Here is a 19,762-nt window from a genome sequence, read left to right on the forward strand (position 1 = left end):
CCGTAGGTGCCGCGCGGCGTGTGCCCATCCCCGGAATGTCCGCTTCCTCTGCTCGTTGGAGAGAGTCAGATGGTTACTTCGAGCTGGGCGGCTGCCCACGCTCAGACGGTCGCCTCCCGCCGGCGCGGCGCCGTACTGGAACGCGCGATCCTCGATGCCGCGCTGGAGCAGCTCAGCACGGTCGGCTGGAGCGGTCTGACGATGGAGGGCGTCGCCGCGGGCGCCCAGACCGGGAAGGCCGCCGTCTACCGCCGCTGGCCGTCCAAGGAGGACCTGGTCGCGGACGCCCTGAAGTCCGAGCTGCCGCGTTTCGGTGAGGCGCCCGACCTGGGGAGCGTGCGCGAGGACCTCCTGGCGCTGTGCCGGCGGGCGCGCGACGCGATGTTCTCCCGGCCGGGAGCCGCCCTGCGTTCGGTGATTCACGAGTGCGACACCGTGCAGGCCGAACCCTTCCACGCCGTGATCGTCGAGGGGGTCGTGGAACCGACCATCCAGATGCTGCGCGAGGTGATCGAGCGCGGAATCGAGCGGGGAGAGGTGCGTCCCGAGGCCGCGAACGGATATGTCTTCGACGCCATCCCCGCGATGATGATGTACCGGTCCAAGATGTGCGCAAGCGAATGGGCGGATGCCGACCTGGAGGAGATGATCGACCGGTTGATGGTTCCGCTGCTGCGGCCGGACGGCTCCTGACCGGATCCCGCCGGGGAGATGACGCCGCTCGGGGAGCCGGGGTGTCGCGGGCCGTCGAGGGCGGCGTACCCTGAGGGCGCCATGCCGTACGAACCACCCACTCACACCGTCGAGCGCTCCCTCCGCGCCACGACCGGGGCGAAGATCGTTGCAGGTGTCGACGAGGTGGGGCGCGGCGCGTGGGCCGGCCCCGTCACCGTCTGCGCGGCGGTCACCGGACTGCGCCGGCCCCCCGAAGGGCTCACCGACTCCAAGCTCCTCACCGTCAAGCGGCGCGCCGAGCTCGCCGGGACGCTGCGGAGTTGGGTGACGTCGTACGCGCTCGGGCACGCGTCTCCGGAGGAGATCGACGACCTGGGGATGACGGCCGCGCTGCGGTTGGCGGCGGTGCGGGCGCTGGAAGCGCTGCCGGTCCGGCCCGACGCGGTGATACTCGACGGCAAGCACGACTACCTCGGCGCGCCCTGGAAGGTCCGTACGGTGATCAAGGGCGACCGGTCGTGCGTGGCGGTCGCGGCGGCCTCGGTGATCGCCAAGGTCCAGCGCGACAAAATGATGGCCGAACTGGGCGTCGACCATGCAGACTTCGGTTTCGCGGACAACGCCGGGTATCCGTCGCCCGTGCACAAGGCCGCACTGGAGGTCCGGGGACCCACCCCGCACCACCGGTTGTCGTGGGCGTATCTTGATGCGCTGCCCCAGTGGCGGCACCTCAAGAAGGTCCGCAGCTGGGCGGACGGAAGTGTTCCGGGGATCGAGGGTCAGCTCGGCTTCGATTTCTGACGGTTCCGCTCGCACTCATGTGCCACCCGGCGGCGCGAGCCGTACCAACGTTTGATAAAAATCAGCTCATGCCTCTCATTCCCGAGGAGCCTCAGATTCACGAGAGTGCCCAGGGTCCCCGCGCCACTCCGGCCAGTGGCCGCACCGCGCCGACCCCCCGCCCCGTACCCGGTCCCCGCCCCGCGGCTCCGTCGCGCCCCGGTCGCCCCGGCCCGCCGCGGCCCGCGCCGCCGGCGCAACGTGCGCCGCGTGACGCGGCCGCTCCGGCCAAGCCCGGCCCTTCGGGTCCGGCCGCGCCCGCCGGAGCCACCCCGCAGATCCAGTTGATCCCGGCCTCGGTCCAGGGGGCGCTCGACGCCGCCGAGGAGGCCGTGGACCTGCTGCTGGACTCGGGCCGTGCCCCCGGCGACGTGCTGGTGATCACCACCGGCGAGCCGCACCCGTGGGCCACCCACGAACTGTCCTTCGGCGAGGCCTCCTACTGGGCCCAGCACGACGCCGGTGACGACGTCTTCTACACGGACGCCGGCGTCGCGGAGCGTGCCGGTGCGCGGCCCGTCGTGGTGGTCGCCGTCAACGGCGGCTCCCAGTCCGTGGCCGCCTCCGCCCTGTCGGCGGCCCACGCCAAGGCCGGCGCCCTGCTGATCGTCTGCGGCGACCCGCAGCGGATCAACTCGGTGCTGGGCGCGGGCGTCTGAGCCGGCACCCCGGCGTCGGAACGGACGCCGGGGGATGACGCGAGCGCCGCGCCCGGGGACTCGGCGTGCCCGGGGGACCGGCCGGGCCGGTGCGCGGGCGGTTCGTGCTGCGCCGGGCCGAGTCCGGCGTCGTGCGGGCGCGCTGTGCCGTCCCGCCGTCCGACCCGCCCCGGGGAGCGGGCCGGAGACGCCGAGCGGTCCGTGCGCGGTGTCAGCGCGCCGCCGCGCGGCGCAGGACCTCCGACGCGGCGCCGCCGGTGCGCGGTATCCGGGGCGGTGCCTCGGACGTGGAGAACGGCTCCGGTGCCGAGCCGGCGCTGGGGTGACGCCCGCCACGGTCCTCACCGAGCACCTGCCAGCCGTCACGGGTCAGCGTGATGTACGCCCCGCAGCGCAGCCCGTGCAGGGTGCAGGCGTCCCGCAGCCCCCACATCCACGCGCCGTCCTCCTCGGTCCAACGTGCGTCGCCGTCACGGCAGTAGAGCAGTACGGCCGTGCGCACCGGGGTGCGGCGCCGCAGGTCGTGCGGGATGACCCGGCGCAACTGGGCCAGCAGCGCGTTGCGGAACATCCAGCCGTCCGCGGGGGCGGAGCGGCGGGTGAACGAAGCGCTCGCCCGCAGCCGCTCGTCCGGGTCGAGCACGGCGACGACCGCGGTCGCCGGCCCGGGGCGATGCCGGACGTGCAGTCCGCTGACGACCTCGCGCGGGTTGCGCAGCAGCGGAATTCCCGCGGCGGCCCACTCCGCAGGTTCGAGCACACGGTTGGCGGAAGCGGCGGGCGTCGACAGTGATGCCGCCGAGGACGGAGCGAGTCCGAAGGTCACGGTCCTCCCTTCGGCTACGCCCACACTGCGGGCGGGGTCGGATTCGGGGGAGCGCGCACGCAACGGAGCACTACCTGATCGGCGGACGAACCGTGCGGGTGCGGACTTCAATTCTTCCTGTCGAACTGGGATGCGGCAACGAGCAATTGGGACAGCCGACCGTTATCGGATGAAGTGCGGCTTATATCCCCACACGCCGCCCCTCCGGGCCACGCACGTGGCGTTCGATCACGACACATGCGTACGCCGCGGGAGACCGGGTCTCCGGAGGGACGCGCCCCGAGGAGCGTGCGCGAGCGGGCCGTCACGCAGGGTGAAGTGGCCGATTGTCAGTGCCGTCGGGTTGCATGGGGGCATGGACGACCTGGAGCTCCGCACCGAAGCAGACGCCATCCTCGCCGAGCTCGTCGGCGCCCCGCAGGGCTCGGCGCGGTTGCGGGAGGACCAGTGGCAGGCGGTGGCGGCCCTGGTGAAGGAGCGCCGACGGGCCCTGGTGGTGCAGCGCACCGGCTGGGGCAAGTCGGCGGTGTACTTCGTGGCCACCGCTCTGCTGCGCCGGCGTGGCTCCGGCCCGACGGTGATCGTCTCGCCGCTGCTGGCGTTGATGCGCAACCAGGTCGAGTCGGCGGCGCGGGCCGGTATCCGGGCGCGCACCATCAACTCGGCCAACCCGGAGGAGTGGGACACCATCCAGGAGGAGGTCGAGCGCGGCGAGACCGACGTTCTCCTCATCAGCCCGGAACGCCTCAACTCCGTGGACTTCCGCGAACAGATGCTGCCCAAGCTCGCGGCCACGACCGGCCTGCTGGTGGTCGACGAGGCGCACTGCATCTCCGACTGGGGGCACGACTTCCGGCCCGACTACCGCCGGCTGCGGGCGATGCTCGCCGAACTCGCTCCCGGCGTTCCGGTGCTCGCGACGACGGCGACCGCCAACGCGCGGGTCACCGCGGACGTGGCCGAGCAGTTGGGCACCGGCGCGGGCGAGGCCCTGGTGCTGCGGGGCCCGCTCGAGCGGGAGAGCCTCCGGCTCGGAGTCGTCCGGCTGCCGGACGCCGCGCACCGCCTGGCCTGGCTCGCCGAGCACCTGGACGAGCTGCCGGGATCCGGGATCGTCTACGCGCTGACGGTGGCCGCGGCCGAGGAGGCCACCGCCTTCCTGCGCCAGCGCGGCTTTCAGGTGGCCTCCTACACGGGGCGCACGGAGAACGCCGACCGGCTGCAGGCCGAGGCCGACCTGCTGGGGAACCGGGTCAAGGCGCTGGTGGCGACGTCGGCGCTGGGCATGGGATTCGACAAGCCGGACCTGGGCTTCGTGGTCCACCTCGGCTCGCCGTCCTCGCCGATCGCCTACTACCAGCAGGTGGGGCGCGCGGGCCGCGGTGTGGCCCACGCCGACGTACTGCTGCTGCCGGGCAAGGAGGACGAGGCCATCTGGCGCTACTTCGCCGACACCGCCTTCCCGCCCGAGGCGCAGGTCCGCCAGACCCTCTCGGCCCTCGCCGGTGCGGGGCGGCCCCTGTCCGTACCGGCACTGGAGGCGGCGGTGGACCTTCGGCGCACCCGCCTGGAGACGATGCTGAAGGTGCTCGACGTCGACGGCGCGGTCAAGCGGGTGAAGGGCGGCTGGACGGCCACGGGAGCCGACTGGGTGTACGACACCGAGCGCTACGCCTGGGTGGCGCGGCAGCGCGCCGCCGAGCAGCAGGCCATGCGTGATTACGTGAGCACGGACCGGTGCCGGATGGAGTTCCTGCGCCGGCAGCTGGACGACGAGGGGGCGGCTCCGTGCGGCCGTTGCGACAACTGCGCGGGCGCCTGGGCCGATCCCTCGGTTTCGGCGGAGGCGTTGACGGGGGCGGCGAAGGAGCTGGACCGCCCGGGGGTGGCGGTCGAGCCGCGCCGGATGTGGCCGACGGGGATGCCCGCCCTGGGCATCGACCTCAAGGGCCGCATCCCGGCCGAGGAGCAGTGCTCCACCGGGCGCGCCCTGGGCCGGCTCTCGGACATCGGCTGGGGCAACCGGCTGCGCCCGCTGCTGGCCGAGGACGCACCCGACGGGCCGGTCCCCGACGACGTCCTGCGGGCCGCGGTGACGGTCCTCGCCGACTGGGCGCGCTCCGCGGGGGGCTGGGCGTCGGACGGCCCGGACGCCCTCGCCCGTCCGGTGGGCGTCGTCGCCGTGCCGTCCCTGACCCGACCCCTGCTGGTCGCGTCCCTGGCCCGGGGAGTGGCGGACATCGGGCGACTGCCCTTCCTGGGCGCCCTGGCGTACACGGGGCCGGACGGCGCGCACGCGGCCCGGCGGAGCAACTCCGCCCAGCGCCTCAGGGCGCTGTCCGGGGCCTTCACCGTCCCCGGGGAGCTGGCCGACGCCCTGGCCGGTGTCTCAGGGCCCGTCCTGCTCGTGGACGACCGCACGGACTCCGGCTGGACCCTCGCGGTCGCCGCTCGCCTGCTGAGGCGGGCGGGGGCGGCCCAGGTCCTGCCGCTGGTGCTCGCCACGGCGGGCTGACCGCCCCTTCCCGACGCGCCCGGGCCCCCTGCGTCCCGGGGGCCCTCAGGGCTTTGCCCGTGGGAAACCCGCCGGAAGCCCTTGGACGGTCCGGCCCGGCTCCGCTCGCCCCGTCCCGCCCGCTGATCGCCCTCGGCGCCGTCGCCGGCTCCGTGGCCCTGCCGGTGGCCTGCTCCTCCGGCACCGGCTCCGGGGGGACGGCCGGCGCCGCGGGTGCGGAGCAGGTCACCCTGACCACCAACCTCGGTGAGAAGAAGCGCGGCGGCGACGTGCGTTCCCACCTGCCCTGGGCGGTGCTGGGCGGTGTCGCCCTGCTGACGGTGTGCGACCTGATCGGCCGCACCGTCGTCGCCCCGCCGGAGATCCCCGCCTCGGTGATCCTCGGGGCCGTCGTCTTCCTGAGCCTGATCCTGCGCCGGTTCGCACGAGGAGGAGCCGTCCATGCCTGAGTCCGCAGCCGTCCGGGCGCCGGCCGCCTCCGGCCCGGCCGCCCCCGGCCGTTCCCTGCGGCCGTCGGGCACCCCGGAGGAGGGGCGGCGGCGCGGCCCGAGTCCGCGCGTGCGCCTGGTCGTCGTCGGCGGCGCCGTCGTGGTGGCCGCGCTCTGCTTCCTGTTCCCCTTCGTCAGGGGCTCGTTCGAGTTCGCGATCGAGCGACGGCTGACCCTGGTCGGCGCCATGGTGGTGGCGGCCTTCGCCCAGGGCGTGGGAACCGTCGTGTTCCAGACCGTCACCCGCAACCGGATCCTCACCCCGTCCCTATGGGCTTCGACGCCGTCCACACCCTGATGCAGACGCTGATGGTGTTCTTCCTCGGCGGCACCGCGCTGGCCGCGACCGACGGGCTCGCCAAGCTGGTCGTGCAGACGGCGCTGATGGTCGCCTTCACCACGGTGCTGTTCCGCTGGCTCTTCAGCGGCCCCACGGGCAACCTCCACGTGCTGCTGCTGGCCGGGGTGGTGCCGGGCGCGGCCTTCGAGAGCCTGTCGCTGTTCCTCCAGAGGATGCTGGCGCCCGCGGACTACGACGTGCTCTCCGCGCGGCTGTTCGGCCGCCTCGGATCGGTGGAGGCGACGCACCTCCCGTTCGCCTTCGCCGTGTGCGCCGCGGCCGGCCTCTGCCTGTGGCGGCGCCGGCACCGGCTCGACGTGCTGCTGCCGGGCCGGGACGCGGCCACCGGGCTGGGCCTGAACCACCGCGGGGAGCTGACCGGCGCGCTGGTCGTGGTCTCGCTGATGGTCGCGATGTCGACGGCGCTGGCCGGTCCGATGACCTTCTTCGGGTTCACCGCGGCGCTGCTCGCCCACCAGTTCTCGGGGACCCACCGGCACGCCGTCGTCCTGCCGACGGCCTTCCTGATGGGCCTGCTCACCCTGCTCGTCGGCCAGTTCACGATGGAGCACATCGTGTACGCGTCCGGCATGCTCACCACCGTCCTCGAGTTCCTCGGCGGCGTGGTCTTCCTGGCCTACCTGCTCAAGAAGGGCACCCTGTGATCGGGTTCCACGATCTGGTCAAGTCCTACGGGGACCGCACCGTCCTCGGCCCGGTGAGCGGCCGCATCGAGGAGGGCGGCATCACCTCGCTGATCGGACCGAACGGCGCGGGCAAGTCGACGCTGCTCACCCTGCTCGGCCGGCTGGCCGAGCCCACCGCCGGCACGGTGCTCCTGGACGGCGTGGACGTGCACCGCACACCGTCGGCCGAGACGGCCCGGCGACTGGCCGTCCTGCGCCAGGACAACCACTTCACCGCCCGGGTCACCGTGCGGGAACCCGTCGCCTTCGGCAGGTTCCCGCACAGCCGGGGCCGGCTCACCGCCGAGGACCACGAGCACATCGACCGGGCCCTGGACTTCCTCGACCTGGGTGCCCTGGCCGACCGCCACCTCGACCAGCTCTCCGGCGGCCGACGGCAGCGCGCCCATGTCGCCATGGTGCCGGCCCAGGACACCCGCTACGTGCTGCTCGACGAGCCGCTGAACAACCTCGACATCCGGCACGCGGTCCGGATGATGGAGCAACTGCGCTCCCCGGCCGACGAGTTGCACAAGACCGTGGTCCTGGTGGTGCACGACATCAACATCGCGGCCGGCTACTCCGACCACGTCATCGCGCTGCGGGACGGCGCGATCGTCGCCCACGGCACCCCGGCCGAGCTGATGGGTCCCGACCTCCTCACCCGGGTCTTCGACACCCCGGTCCAGGGGCACGAGGTCGACGGCCGCCCCCTGGCGGTCCACCACCGCTGACAGGTGATGTGTCCCTGATCGGACTTATCCACAGGGCGAAGCGGAGTCTCGAATTCCGCGAGATCGTCTTCGCATGACGAACCACGGCGAAACGACTGGATCCTCCGAAAACAGTGGCATTCCCGGGCGCGACAGGCGCGAGCACACCGGCCTCCCGGAGCGTGCCGGCCCCGCGGACCCCACCGAGCCCACCGGTCCCCGCGGGCACGATGACGGGGAAGGCCGCGCGCCGCGCGCCGCGGACATCACCTGCACCGCGTACGACCACGCGTACGACCATCACGGCGACGCGCGGCAGATCACCCTGCGCACCCCGGCCGAACTCGCCGACGCGCTGCCCTACCTGCTCGGGTACCGCCCCGAGGACAGCATCGTGCTGGTCGCACTGCACGACAAGGACGGACGGGGCCGGTTCGGCGGCCGCGCCCGGCTCGGCATTCCCGCGAAGCCGGACGACTGGCCCTCTGCCGCCCGGCAGCTCGCCCGCGGCCTGGTGACGGGCGGCGAGCGCCGGGGCGCCCGGCCCGAGCAGATGGTCGTCTTCCTCTGCCACGAGCCGGCCGAGGGCGAGTCCGGCCGGCAGGTCAAGGAGCGGCTGGGGCCACTCGCCCACGCACTGCGCCTGGAGTGCGGCGCCCTCGACGTCCCGGTGGTGGAGGCCCTGTGCGTCTCGGGCGGCCGTTTCTGGTCCTACTGCTGCGACAACGAGGGCTGCTGCCCGGCCGAGGGGACGCCGATGGGCCTGCCCGGCACCTCGGTCCTGGCCGCCGCCGCCACCTACGCGGGCATCCAGGTCCGCGGCACGCTGCGCGAGCTGCGCGCCAGGCTCCTGCCGTGGGAGAACCCCGCCGCCGCCCTCGAACAGGAGGCCGCCCTGGACGCCGCCGGCGCGGCACTGGTCCCCAGGATCCTCGACGCGGCGGGGCGGCACGAGGTCGCCGAGGAGACGTTGAGGCTCGCCGAGCGGGTCATGGGCCGCCTCGCCGGTGCTCCGCCCGTCACCGGCGCGTTCCCGGCGGACCGGCGGGACGACGCGCTGCTCGGACACGGCGAGGCCGCCACGCTGATCCTCGGTCTGCAGGACCGCACGACGCGCGACCGCGCGGCCGGGTGGATGGAGGGCGGCGAAGCGGGCGTCGCCCTCCGGCTGTGGCGGGCTCTGGCGCGCCGCTGTGTGGGAGCGTACGGCGAACACGCGGCCGCCCCCCTCACCCTCGCCGGCTGGGTCGCCTGGTCCACCGGCGACGAACTGGAAGCCCGGGAGGCGCTCGCCATGGCCCTGGGCGCCGACCCCGACTACCTCTTCGCCCGCCTCCTGCACCAGGCCTGCAACGAGGGCCTCGACCCGGAATCGATCCGCCGCTGTCTGCGCGCGGAACGCGAGGAACGCGGGCAGGCGGAGTCCGACGGACCGGTCACGGACGCCGGGGAGGGCGGCGGATGCGCACTCGTAGCCGCGGAACCCGCGGATTCCCCACCCGCTGCGTCCGAACGTGCGGTTTCCGCTCCGGAGGCGCCCTCCTCGCGCCGCCGACGCCGCACGCGTGTCCGCGCCCCCGGCGGCTGTTCCCCTCTCCGGATGCGGACGGAGGGGGAGCGCCGGGGCACGCGGGTTCCGCATCCGCGCGCGTCGGCGGGGAGCACGCGTCCCGGAGCCGGGGACCGTACGCGCCCGGGCGGCGCGCGTCCGGGCGCGGTGGTGCCGGACGCCGCACGCCGTCGTGGCGCTCCGCGGGGAGGCGCACAGTCCGGCGGGCGGAGCGGCGAAGGGGACGGGTGAAAGAACACGGGTGAAAGAACACGGGTGAAAGAACAGGGGGAACCGATGACCGGAGGGGCGGGGCGCGGAGGGTCCCGGCGGGCGGGAGGGCAGACGGGCGGCCGACTCGGTTCCGCCGTGGACGCAGAGGGCGCCGGCTGACCGCGGTCGAGCCTGTGACCAGGTGGGACGCGGTACCGCCGGGCAGCCGGCAGGGCGTGCCGGAGCGAAGTGGACCGGCCGCCGAGGCGGTCGGCGAAGGGAGTGTTTATCGTCAGGCAGACGACTATGATCGCCGCATGCCCTACGATCCGTCAGCCTTTCCGCCCTTCGCCGTCACCGTGGACCTGGTCGTGCTGACCGTGCGCCGCCATGCTCTGTGTGCGCTGGCGGTGCGCAGGGGGGAACCGCCCTTCCAGGGGTGCTGGGCCCTCCCCGGCGGCTTCGTACGGGCCGACGAGGACCTGGCGCAGGCGGCGGCGCGGGAACTGGCCGAGGAGACGGGGCTGAGTGTGCACGACCCGGCCGTCCCCGCCCAGGACAACGGCGCTCACCTGGAACAGCTCGCCACGTACGGCGATCCCGAACGCGACCCCCGGATGCGCGTCGTCAGCGTCGCGCACCTGGCCCTCGCCCCCGACCTGCCCGCACCCCGGGCGGGCGGTGACGCCAGCAACGCACGCTGGGCGCCGGTCGAGGAACTGCTGCAGCAGGGCGGTCACGGCCGGGAGGGCGAGCCGGTCGCGCCGCTCGCCTTCGACCACGCCCGGATCCTGGCGGACGGGGTGGAGCGCGCCCGGTCCAAGATCGAGTACTCGTCGCTGGCGACGGCCTTCTGCCCGCCCGAGTTCACCGTCGGTGAGCTGCGCCGTGTCTACGAGGCGGTGTGGGGCGTGGCACTCGACCCGCGCAACTTCCACCGCAAGGTGACCGGCACACCGGGCTTCCTGGTCCCCACCGGTGGCACGACCACCCGCCAGGGCGGTCGTCCCGCCCAGCTCTTCCGGGCCGGCGGAGCCACCCTGCTCAACCCCCCGATGCTGCGCCCCGAAGTCTGACGCGCAGAGCGCGGCCGCGCGGGGAAGCGAACGGCGAACACGGGTTTGGCAAGGTCGATTTCCTCGTCGGCAGCGGACCTCACGGTGCCCGGAAAACCCGATATGGCACGCTATCTTGCTTCGGGTGATCCAGGCCATCGGACTGACCAGCAGCCCTCGCAAAGAGCTTCCGCCCGCCGTCGACGACGTCTCCTTCGAGGCTCCCGCGGGTCGCGTCACCGCGTTGCTCGGAGCGCCGGGCGCCGGTAAGACGACAGTGCTCGGACTCATGCTCGAGCTCCAACCGGGCCGTGGGATCACCTACTTCAAGGAACGCCCGCTGCACCGGATCGCCCATCCCGTACGTGAGGTCGGCGTACTGCTGGGCGACGTGCCGGGCCATCCCGCCCGCACGGTCCGCGGGCACCTCCGCATGCTGTGTGCCGCCGCGGGTGTCCCGGCCCGCCGTGCCGACGAAGTCCTCGAAGCGGTGGAGCTGGTGAGCCTGCGCGACGAACGCCTCGGCACCCTGTCGCGCGGCATGGACCGCAGGCTCGGACTGGCCTGTGCACTGCTGGCGGACCCGCACACGCTCGTGCTCGACGAGCCCGCGCACGGACTCTCCGCCCGTGAGCGCCGGTGGCTCCACGGCATGCTCCGGGCGTACGCGGACCAGGGGGGCACCGTCCTGTACACGACGGCCGATCCCAAGGAGGCAGCGCGGACCGCGGACCGCGTGGTCACGCTGGAGCGCGGGAAGCTCGTCGCCGACCAGGAGACCGGGGACTTCTCGCGCACCCGGCTGCGCCCCCGCGTCGCCGTCCGCAGCCCGTACGCGGCTCGCCTCTCCGCGCTGCTCGCGAAGGAAGCCCGCGCCGCGCGGCGCTCCGTGGAGGTCGTCCCGGAGGCCGGCAACCGCCTCTGTGTCTACGGCAGTACCTGTGCGGAGGTCGGCGAGACCGCGTTCCGGCACGGCATCGTCGTGCACCAACTCGCGGACGAGATCGGAGACATGGGGCCCGGAGCGGGCTTTGCCGACCCGCCCCGGACCGCCGGTGACGAAGCGGAGTCCCGAACCGGCCGTCCGCAACGGGCCACGGACGAACCGGCGGCTCCGGCCACGGACGAACCAGCGGTCCCGGACGCCGACGCGTCGGTGACCCCGGGCGCGGACGTGCCTGTGGTCCCCGTCACCGACGCGCCGACGGCCCTGGACGCTGACGTGCCCGTACTCCTCACCGCCGACGCGCCGTCGCCCTCCGTAGTGGAAGCGGCGGACGACCGACGGCCGGCCCCCTCCCCGGTGCCACGACACCATGCCGACGCTCCGGCCGACAGCGGCTCGTCCGCCTCCGCGCCCTCCGGCCGGCAGGCGCCAGGGGCTCCTGCCGCCGGGGAGTCCCACCGCCCCGCCTCGGCCCCCGCGGGCCGGCCCGACCGCGCCCCCGGCACCCGGGCGGAACTTCCGCCTCCGCTCTCCGTCCGGCGCCTCCCCGGCCCTCTCCGCCCCCTTCGTTATGAGATCCGCCGCGCCACGGGCGTCCCCACGGGGTTCCTCGTCGGGGCCGCCGTGCTCGTCGTGTCCGCGCTCACCGCCGTGCTGCTGGCGCGCATCGGGCACACTCCGCAACCGCGCCTGCTGGCCGCGTGGCCGCGGGAGTTGCCACTGCCGCCCGCGGCGCTCGGGGCGGGGCTGCTCGGCGCGCTGGCCTTCGGCGACGAGTTCCGCCACCCCGCCCTGGCGGCGGACCGCGGCACCGTGCCCCGGCGGCTGGGGCTGCTGGTCGCCAAGCTCCTCGTCGCCTCGGTCACCGCGCTGGTGCTGGCCGTCCTGACCGTCGGGTGCGACGCCGGACTGCTCTATCTCCTCCACGGCCCGGAGGTCGTGGAGGTTCCCGCCGACTGGGTCCCGCTGAGTGCCGGCTGGCTCGGACTCGTGATCGGGTGCGCCTGCGCCGGTGTGCTGGCCGCGGGCGTCTTCCGGTCCACCACCGCCGGGTTCGCCGCGGTCGTCGCCGTACCCCTCCTCGTCGTGCCCCTCGTGCGCAAGGTGCTGGAAGGGCCGTCGCTGCCCACGGCGATCGGGCTGCCGACGCGGGTGCGGGAGGGGTCGCCGCTCCGGTGGCCCTTCGGAGGGGAACGCCGTCTGGAGGCGGTGCTGCGGGTGATCGCCCAACCCGTGGGAGGCGCGCTGATGTTGTCACTGGCGGTGCTGCTCTGCGCCTATCTGTTCACCACACTGCGGAGCAGGGTCCGATGACGACCGTCCGTGCATGGATCGTTACGATCCTGGCCGTAACTTCCCGTAAGCGGCCCGTTTCTTTCCGATAAGGCGTCAATTGCGATGGGGTGAGCGATCACCCTTTCGTGTGCTTTTCACCAAAGACCTCAAGGGAGTTGGGAACGGCGCCGACAAAGGATGCGTGAGTACCCTTGCGCACACCATGATGACCGCCGCCCGCTCCGCAGACTCCGGCCTCGCGAACCCGGGCGAACTCGACCGCTACCCCTATGCCGAGGCGCCCGCCGCCGACCGCGTCGGGGCCCCCGCCTGGGACGGAGCGGATCCGGAGCTGGGCCGCGTGAACCGGCGTGCCGCGGGCAGCCGTGGACGCGGGCTGCACGGCCAACTCGTCCAGCAGTTGGGTCAGATGATCGTTTCCGGCGATCTGGGCGCCGACCGTCCACTGGTGCCCGAGGAGATCGGCCAGCGCTTCGAGGTCTCCCGCACCGTCGTCCGCGAGTCGCTCCGCGTCCTGGAGGCCAAGGGCCTGGTCAGCGCGCGCCCGAACGTCGGCACGCGCGTGCGCCCCGTCAGTGACTGGAACCTGCTCGACCCGGACATCATCGAGTGGCGGGCCTTCGGGCCGCAGCGCGACGACCAGCGCCGTGAGCTCAGCGAGCTGCGCTGGACGATCGAGCCGCTCGCCGCCCGCCTGGCGGCCGGCCACGGGCGCGAGGACGTCCAGCAGCGCCTGTCCGACATGGTGGAGATCATGGGGCACGCGATGGGGCAGGGCGACGCGCTCACGTTCGCCCGTGCCGACTCCGAGTTCCATGCGCTGCTCATCCAGATCGCCGGCAACCGCATGCTGGAGCACCTTTCCGGGATCGTGTCCGCCGCGCTGCAGGTCTCGGGCGGTCCGGTCACGGGCTGTGAGCGGCCCAGCGAGGCGTCGCTGGCGCACCACGGCAGGATCGTCGAGGCCCTCGCCGACGGCGACGGCGCGGCGGCCGAGGCGGCCATGCGCCAGCTCCTCACGATCCACCCCGGGGTGGAACGCGTGGTGCCCGCCCCGCGCGAGCACTGACCGCGTTCCGCGGGCGGCGCGGTCCGGCGTGCCATCCCCCTCCTGTGGCAGCGCCCCACCGATGAGCCGTCCCCCGTCGGACCCCGCGGGATCATCTGAGGATCCCGCGGGGTCCGACGGCGAGCAGGAGCCGCGAGGTCCGGAGAGGCATCGCTCTCGCCCCCGAATGAAGCTTTTTGCCCGTATTTGACAGCTTCTGAATATTACGCGGTGTGACTCGGGCCACGCGGATTGGGCGTAACGCTCCCGGGAGGAACGCGATGACCTAAGAGGTGACAGCCGCGGAGGGAATACGGACGCCGTCGAAGGCGCTGTGCATCTCCCGGCCCCCGCCCGCGCCGTCGGCCCATCCCCAAGCCGGCGGTCGGCTCCTGTCCACTGTGGACGGGGCCGGAAGCCGTTTTCCAACGTTCCGAGAGGTTGTTCGTGTCGGCCAGCACATCCCGTACGCTCCCGCCGGAGATCGCCGAGTCCGTCTCTGTCATGGCGCTCATTGAGCGGGGAAAGGCTGAGGGGCAGATCGCCGGCGATGACGTGCGTCGGGCCTTCGAAGCTGACCAGATTCCGGCCACTCAGTGGAAGAACGTACTGCGCAGCCTCAATCAGATCCTCGAGGAAGAGGGTGTGACGCTGATGGTCAGTGCCGCAGAGCCCAAGCGCACCCGCAAGAGCGTCGCAGCGAAGAGTCCCGCCAAGCGCACCGCCACCAAGACGGTCCCGGCCAAGACGACGACCACGCGGAAGGCCGCCGCCACGGCCACGCCCGCGGCGCCCGCCGACCCGGCCGTCGAGGAGGAGGCGCCCGCCAAGAAGGCGGCCGCCAAGAAGACCGCGGCCAAGAAGGCGACGGCGAAGAAGGTCACGGCCAAGAAGACGGTCGCCAAGAAGACCGCGGCCAAGAAGGACGACGTCGAGCTGGTCGACGACGAGGTCCTCGAGGACACCAAGGTCGGGGAGGAGCCCGAGGGCGCCGAGAGCGCCGGCTTCGTGCTCTCCGACGAGGACGAGGACGACGCGCCCGCCCAGCAGGTCGCCGCCGCCGGGGCCACCGCCGACCCGGTCAAGGACTACCTCAAGCAGATCGGCAAGGTCCCCCTGCTCAACGCCGAGCAGGAGGTCGAGCTCGCCAAGCGCATCGAGGCGGGTCTGTTCGCCGAGGACAAGCTGGCCAACTCCGACAAGCTGGCGCCGAAGCTCAAGCGCGAGCTGGAGATCATCGCCGAGGACGGGCGCCGCGCCAAGAACCACCTCCTGGAGGCCAACCTCCGTCTGGTGGTCTCCCTGGCCAAGCGCTACACCGGCCGCGGCATGCTCTTCCTGGACCTCATCCAGGAGGGCAACCTCGGTCTGATCCGCGCGGTGGAGAAGTTCGACTACACCAAGGGCTACAAGTTCTCCACGTACGCCACCTGGTGGATCCGCCAGGCGATCACCCGCGCGATGGCCGACCAGGCCCGCACCATCCGCATCCCGGTGCACATGGTCGAGGTCATCAACAAGCTCGCGCGCGTGCAGCGCCAGATGCTCCAGGACCTGGGCCGCGAGCCCACCCCGGAGGAGCTGGCCAAGGAGCTCGACATGACCCCGGAGAAGGTCATCGAGGTCCAGAAGTACGGTCGCGAGCCCATCTCGCTGCACACCCCGCTGGGCGAGGACGGCGACAGCGAGTTCGGTGACCTCATCGAGGACTCCGAGGCCGTCGTCCCGGCCGACGCGGTCAGCTTCACGCTCCTGCAGGAGCAGCTGCACTCCGTCCTGGACACCCTGTCCGAGCGCGAGGCGGGCGTCGTCTCCATGCGGTTCGGTCTCACCGACGGTCAGCCGAAGACCCTCGACGAGATCGGCAAGGTGTACGGCGTCACGCGCGAGCGCATCCGCCAGATCGAGTCCAAGACCATGTCGAAGCTGCGCCACCCGTCGCGTTCCCAGGTGCTGCGCGACTACCTCGACTAGGTCCCGCCCGCGGCGCCGCACGGGCGCACGGCACCGACGCGAAGGCCCGGCCCCCAAGAGGGGGCCGGGCCTTCGCGCTGTGCGCGGGTGCGAGCCGTGACGGGGTGGATCACTCTGGGTGTCCCACGATCACCCCTGTGTGAGGAGTGCGCATGCGTCGTCGTCTTGTCCGGGCCCTGGCCCGGCCTCTGGTCCTCGCGGCCGCCACGGCCGTCATACCGATGGCCTCGGCCGCCCCGGCGGCCGCCGACAGCATCGTCGTCGGCGGCTTCCCGGTCGATGCGCTGGAAAGTCCGTGGACCGTGGCGCTGTCCAGCCGTGACCGGTTCGGGGGTACGCGAGCCGGGCAGTTCTGCGGAGGCGTGGCGGTCGGCCGGACCACCGTGCTCACGGCTGCCCACTGCATGGACGAGGAGTTGCTGGGGGGATCGCCGGACCGGGTGCCCGACCTCAGGGTCATCACAGGACGCACGGACCTGCTCTCGGACCGGGGCCGGGAGATCGCCGTGCGCGACACCTGGGTGAATCCGGTGTACGACGGTGTCACCAACTCCGGCGACTTCGCCGTGCTCACCCTGGCCGAGCCGCTCCCGTCGGGTTCGGTCATCGCCATGGCGGGGGCGGGCGACCCCGCGTACCGGGCGGGCACGGGGGCCACCGTCTACGGGTGGGGGGACACCACGGGCTCCGGCACCTACGCGGGCAGCCTGCACGCGGCACGCGTGCGTGTGCAGCCCGACACGCTGTGCGAGAGGGCTTATCCGGGCGGTCCCGACGGGACGTACCGCGCCGAGACGATGCTGTGCGCGGGAGAGACGTCAGGGGGCCGGGACGCCTGCCAGGGGGACAGCGGGGGGCCGCTGGTGGCCCAGGGACGGCTGATAGGCCTCGTGTCCTGGGGTGCGGGCTGCGGCTGGGCGGACAGCCCCGGGGTGTACACGAGGGTGTCCGAGGTGGTGCGGGCCCTCGGGTGGGCGCGGGCCGGCTGAGGGGACGCGGAAGGCGCCCACGGGTCCGAGACGGTCCCGGCGGACTTCTCGGCGCGAGACGGGCGGCTGCCTCCCGGAAGGGGATGGGCAGCCGCCCGTTCGCCGGCCTGTGCCGGGCTGGCTCGTCGTCGGACGCGAAGTGTCGGCGCTCTGTCAGCGCTCTTCGTCGGGCGCGGTCGCCGGAGGGGCGGTCAGCCGCTCCGTCTCGTCCTGTATCTCAGCGGCGATCTTCTTGAGTTCCGGCTCGAACTTGCGGCCGTGGTGGGCGCAGAAGAGCAGTTCTCCGCCGCTCAGCAGGACGACGCGCAGGTATGCCTGGGCGCCGCAGCGGTCGCAGCGATCGGCGGCCGTCAGCGGGCTCGCGGGGGTCAGAACAGTAGTCACGTCGCCTCTTCTCTAGCTCGACGAGCTGTCGTACCAGGGTCAACATCCAACCAGCCCCAAAACGTTCCCGCTCGTGGCTTCTCTTCGAAAAAATCTTTCCGAGATGGCTGGTTGTTGCCGGTTGGCGGCGAATGTGCCGTAGTGCGTGTCGGATGTGCCGTACGGATTCGCGTTCGTATGGGTGGTTCGCCCTCCCGGCCGGGTTGCCGGTTGTTCATGAGGACGTGCCCGGAGCCTAAATGGTTCATGCCTGGAAGGGAACGTGATGTGTGCTTCACTCCACCGAGGGATCGAACAAGCATGCGACTCTCGACTAGGCTGGACTTCGGACGAGGGTGGCGCTTCAACGGCTCTACCAGGCCTCGGTACCCTCTCACCGGTGACTGAAGCCGCGCCCTTACCCACGAGGGCCCCATCTGAAATTCAGCGAGGAGCGAACCGCGTGACCGCCGAGACGTCCGTGCCGTCCACAGCGCTGCTGGCAGGAGCAGACCGGGACGGTTCCAACTACACCGCGCGGCACCTGCTCGTCCTCGAGGGGCTCGAGGCCGTGCGGAAGCGCCCCGGCATGTACATCGGATCGACCGACAGCCGCGGTCTGATGCACTGCCTCTGGGAGATCATCGACAACTCCGTCGACGAGGCCCTCGGAGGCTACTGCGACCACATCGAGGTGATCCTCCACGACGACGGCTCGGTGGAGGTCCGGGACAACGGCCGCGGCATCCCGGTCGACGTCGAGCCCAAGACCGGCCTCTCCGGTGTCGAGGTCGTCATGACCAAGCTGCACGCGGGCGGCAAGTTCGGCGGCGGCTCGTACGCGGCCTCCGGCGGCCTGCACGGCGTCGGCGCGTCCGTCGTCAACGCCCTGTCCGCGCGGCTGGACGTCGAGGTGGACCGCGGCGGGCACACCCACGCGATCAGCTTCCGGCGCGGTGTCCCCGGCGCCTTCGCCGCCGTGGGCCCGGACGCGAAGTTCGAGGCCAGGAACGGACTGCGCAAGACCAAGAAGATCCCGAAGACCCGCAGCGGCACGCGCGTGCGCTACTGGGCCGACCGGCAGATCTTCCTCAAGGACGCCAAGCTCTCCCTGGAGAACCTGCACCAGCGCGCCCGGCAGACCGCGTTCCTGGTGCCCGGCCTGACCATCGTCGTCCGCGACGAGTACGGGCTCGGCGAGGGGGGCAGCAAGGGCGAGGAGTCGTTCCGCTTCGACGGTGGCATCAGCGAGTTCTGCGAGTTCCTGGCCGCCGACAAGCCTGTCTGCGACACCCTCCGCTTCACCGGGCAGGGCACCTTCAAGGAGACCGTCCCCGTCCTCGACGAGCACGGCCAGATGACGCCCACCGAGGTCACCCGTGAGCTCGGCGTCGACGTCGCGCTGCGCTGGGGGACCGGCTACGACACGACGCTCAGGTCGTTCGTCAACATCATCGCCACCCCCAAGGGCGGCACCCACGTCGCCGGCTTCGAGCAGGCCGTCGCCAAGACGATGAACGAGGTGCTGCGCGCGAAGAAGATGCTGCGCGTGGCCGAGGACGACATCGTCAAGGACGACGCCCTGGAGGGCCTCACGGCGGTGGTCACGGTCCGCCTGGCCGAGCCGCAGTTCGAGGGCCAGACCAAGGAGGTCCTCGGCACCTCGGCGGCCCGCCGCATCGTGAACACCGTCGTCTCCCGCGAACTCAAGGCCTTCCTGACCTCCACCAAGCGGGACGCCGCCCAGCAGGCGCGGGTCGTCATGGAGAAGGCCGTCGCCGCGGCCCGGACCCGCATCGCGGCGCGTCAGCACAAGGACGCGCAGCGTCGCAAGACGGCCCTGGAGACCTCCTCGCTGCCCGCCAAGCTGGCCGACTGCCGCAGCGACGACGTCGACCGCAGCGAGCTGTTCATCGTCGAGGGCGACTCCGCGCTCGGTACGGCGAAGCTCGCCCGGAACTCGGAGTTCCAGGCGCTGCTGCCGATCCGCGGCAAGATCCTCAACGTTCAGAAGTCGTCCGTGACGGACATGCTGAAGAACGCCGAGTGCGGTGCGATCATCCAGGTCATAGGAGCGGGCTCCGGGCGGACCTTCGACATCGACGCGGCCCGCTACGGCAAGATCATCATGATGACCGACGCCGATGTGGACGGCTCCCACATCCGCACCCTGCTCCTGACGCTGTTCCACCGCTACATGCGGCCCATGGTCGAGGCGGGCCGGGTGTTCGCCGCGGTGCCGCCGCTGCACCGCGTCGAGCTCGTCCAGCCCAAGAAGGGCCAGGAGAAGTACGTCTACACGTACTCGGACCGGGAGCTGCGCGACAAGCTCATGGAGTTCCAGAGCAAGGGCATCCGGTACAAGGACTCGATCCAGCGCTACAAGGGCCTCGGCGAGATGGACGCCGACCAGCTGGCCGAGACGACCATGGACCCGCGCCACCGCACCCTGCGCCGGATCAACCTCACCGACCTGGAGGCCGCCGAGCAGGTCTTCGACCTGCTCATGGGCAACGACGTCGCCCCCCGCAAGGAGTTCATCTCCAGCTCCGCGGCGACCCTGGACCGCTCCCGCATCGACGCGTAG

The 19,762-nt window shown here is 72.4% G+C and carries 17 protein-coding genes; 15 read left to right on the forward strand and 2 right to left on the reverse strand.

Annotation, left to right across the window (positions count from 1 at the left end; all coding sequences use genetic code 11):
• The first annotated feature begins 69 nt into the window (after positions 1-69).
• The 3 genes from GL259_RS28420 to GL259_RS28430 all read left to right on the forward strand — a co-directional run bounded on the left by GL259_RS28420 (position 70) and on the right by GL259_RS28430 (position 2,174).
• Positions 70-693 (forward strand): TetR/AcrR family transcriptional regulator, encoded by a 624-nt coding sequence (locus GL259_RS28420; RefSeq protein ID WP_159536140.1) that lies wholly within the window; start codon positions 70-72, stop codon positions 691-693.
• Between the two features lie 81 nt (positions 694-774).
• Positions 775-1,476 (forward strand): ribonuclease HII, encoded by a 702-nt coding sequence (locus GL259_RS28425; protein ID WP_159536141.1) that lies wholly within the window; start codon positions 775-777, stop codon positions 1,474-1,476.
• Between the two features lie 68 nt (positions 1,477-1,544).
• Entirely contained in the window at positions 1,545-2,174 is a 630-nt protein-coding gene (locus GL259_RS28430) for a hypothetical protein (protein ID WP_159536142.1), read from the forward strand.
• A gap of 211 nt (positions 2,175-2,385) precedes the next feature.
• Here GL259_RS28430 and GL259_RS28435 read toward each other — a convergent pair whose 3' ends face one another.
• Complete coding sequence (locus tag GL259_RS28435; RefSeq protein WP_159536143.1) at positions 2,386-3,000, reverse strand: hypothetical protein; 615 nt, start codon at positions 2,998-3,000, stop codon at positions 2,386-2,388.
• 355 nt (positions 3,001-3,355) lie between these two features.
• On the opposite strand from GL259_RS28435, the gene GL259_RS28440 reads away from it, so the two are divergent.
• The 11 genes from GL259_RS28440 (at position 3,356) to GL259_RS28485 (ending at position 16,812) form a co-directional block, all read left to right on the forward strand.
• Positions 3,356-5,515 carry a RecQ family ATP-dependent DNA helicase gene (locus GL259_RS28440; RefSeq protein ID WP_159536144.1) on the forward strand — a complete coding sequence of 720 codons (2,160 nt, stop codon included), beginning with the start codon at positions 3,356-3,358 and terminating at the stop codon, positions 5,513-5,515.
• A 59-nt stretch (positions 5,516-5,574) separates the two neighbouring features.
• Positions 5,575-5,964, forward strand: a complete 390-nt coding sequence (locus GL259_RS38965) for an iron chelate uptake ABC transporter family permease subunit (RefSeq protein ID WP_243762398.1) — start codon at positions 5,575-5,577, stop codon at positions 5,962-5,964.
• Complete coding sequence (locus GL259_RS38970) at positions 5,957-6,301, forward strand: hypothetical protein (protein ID WP_243762399.1); 345 nt, start codon at positions 5,957-5,959, stop codon at positions 6,299-6,301. Before GL259_RS38965 ends, GL259_RS38970 begins: the two co-directional genes overlap by 8 nt.
• On the forward strand, positions 6,274-7,008 hold the full coding sequence (locus GL259_RS28450) for an iron chelate uptake ABC transporter family permease subunit (RefSeq protein ID WP_243762400.1): 735 nt from the start codon (positions 6,274-6,276) through the stop codon (positions 7,006-7,008). The genes GL259_RS38970 and GL259_RS28450 overlap by 28 nt, the downstream gene beginning before the upstream one ends.
• A complete protein-coding gene (locus tag GL259_RS28455) occupies positions 7,005-7,763 on the forward strand; it encodes an ATP-binding cassette domain-containing protein (RefSeq protein ID WP_159536145.1) in 759 nt (252 codons plus the stop codon). Before GL259_RS28450 ends, GL259_RS28455 begins: the two co-directional genes overlap by 4 nt.
• Before the next feature lie 73 nt (positions 7,764-7,836).
• Positions 7,837-9,543: a DUF4192 domain-containing protein gene (locus GL259_RS28460; protein WP_159536146.1), complete on the forward strand. Its 1,707-nt coding sequence runs from the start codon at positions 7,837-7,839 to the stop codon at positions 9,541-9,543.
• A 278-nt stretch (positions 9,544-9,821) separates the two neighbouring features.
• Positions 9,822-10,580 carry an NUDIX hydrolase gene (locus GL259_RS28465; RefSeq protein ID WP_159536147.1) on the forward strand — a complete coding sequence of 253 codons (759 nt, stop codon included), beginning with the start codon at positions 9,822-9,824 and terminating at the stop codon, positions 10,578-10,580.
• Positions 10,581-10,704: 124 nt separating this feature from the next.
• The gene (locus GL259_RS28470) at positions 10,705-12,819 is read left to right on the forward strand and encodes an ABC transporter ATP-binding protein (protein WP_159536148.1); all 2,115 of its coding nucleotides are present in this window, start codon (positions 10,705-10,707) and stop codon (positions 12,817-12,819) included.
• A gap of 163 nt (positions 12,820-12,982) precedes the next feature.
• Positions 12,983-13,870: an FCD domain-containing protein gene (locus tag GL259_RS28475; protein WP_159536149.1), complete on the forward strand. Its 888-nt coding sequence runs from the start codon at positions 12,983-12,985 to the stop codon at positions 13,868-13,870.
• Between the two features lie 426 nt (positions 13,871-14,296).
• Positions 14,297-15,823: an RNA polymerase sigma factor gene (locus tag GL259_RS28480; RefSeq protein WP_159536150.1), complete on the forward strand. Its 1,527-nt coding sequence runs from the start codon at positions 14,297-14,299 to the stop codon at positions 15,821-15,823.
• 152 nt (positions 15,824-15,975) lie between these two features.
• Positions 15,976-16,812 carry a serine protease gene (locus tag GL259_RS28485; protein WP_159536151.1) on the forward strand — a complete coding sequence of 279 codons (837 nt, stop codon included), beginning with the start codon at positions 15,976-15,978 and terminating at the stop codon, positions 16,810-16,812.
• A 153-nt stretch (positions 16,813-16,965) separates the two neighbouring features.
• On the opposite strand, the gene GL259_RS28490 is transcribed toward GL259_RS28485, so the two are convergent.
• Complete coding sequence (locus GL259_RS28490) at positions 16,966-17,196, reverse strand: hypothetical protein (protein ID WP_159536152.1); 231 nt, start codon at positions 17,194-17,196, stop codon at positions 16,966-16,968.
• A gap of 442 nt (positions 17,197-17,638) precedes the next feature.
• On the opposite strand from GL259_RS28490, the gene GL259_RS28495 reads away from it, so the two are divergent.
• A complete protein-coding gene (locus GL259_RS28495) occupies positions 17,639-19,762 on the forward strand; it encodes a DNA topoisomerase IV subunit B (protein WP_159536153.1) in 2,124 nt (707 codons plus the stop codon).

It is taken from the genome of Streptomyces sp. Tu 3180, assembly GCF_009852415.1.
GTDB lineage: Bacteria > Actinomycetota > Actinomycetes > Streptomycetales > Streptomycetaceae > Streptomyces.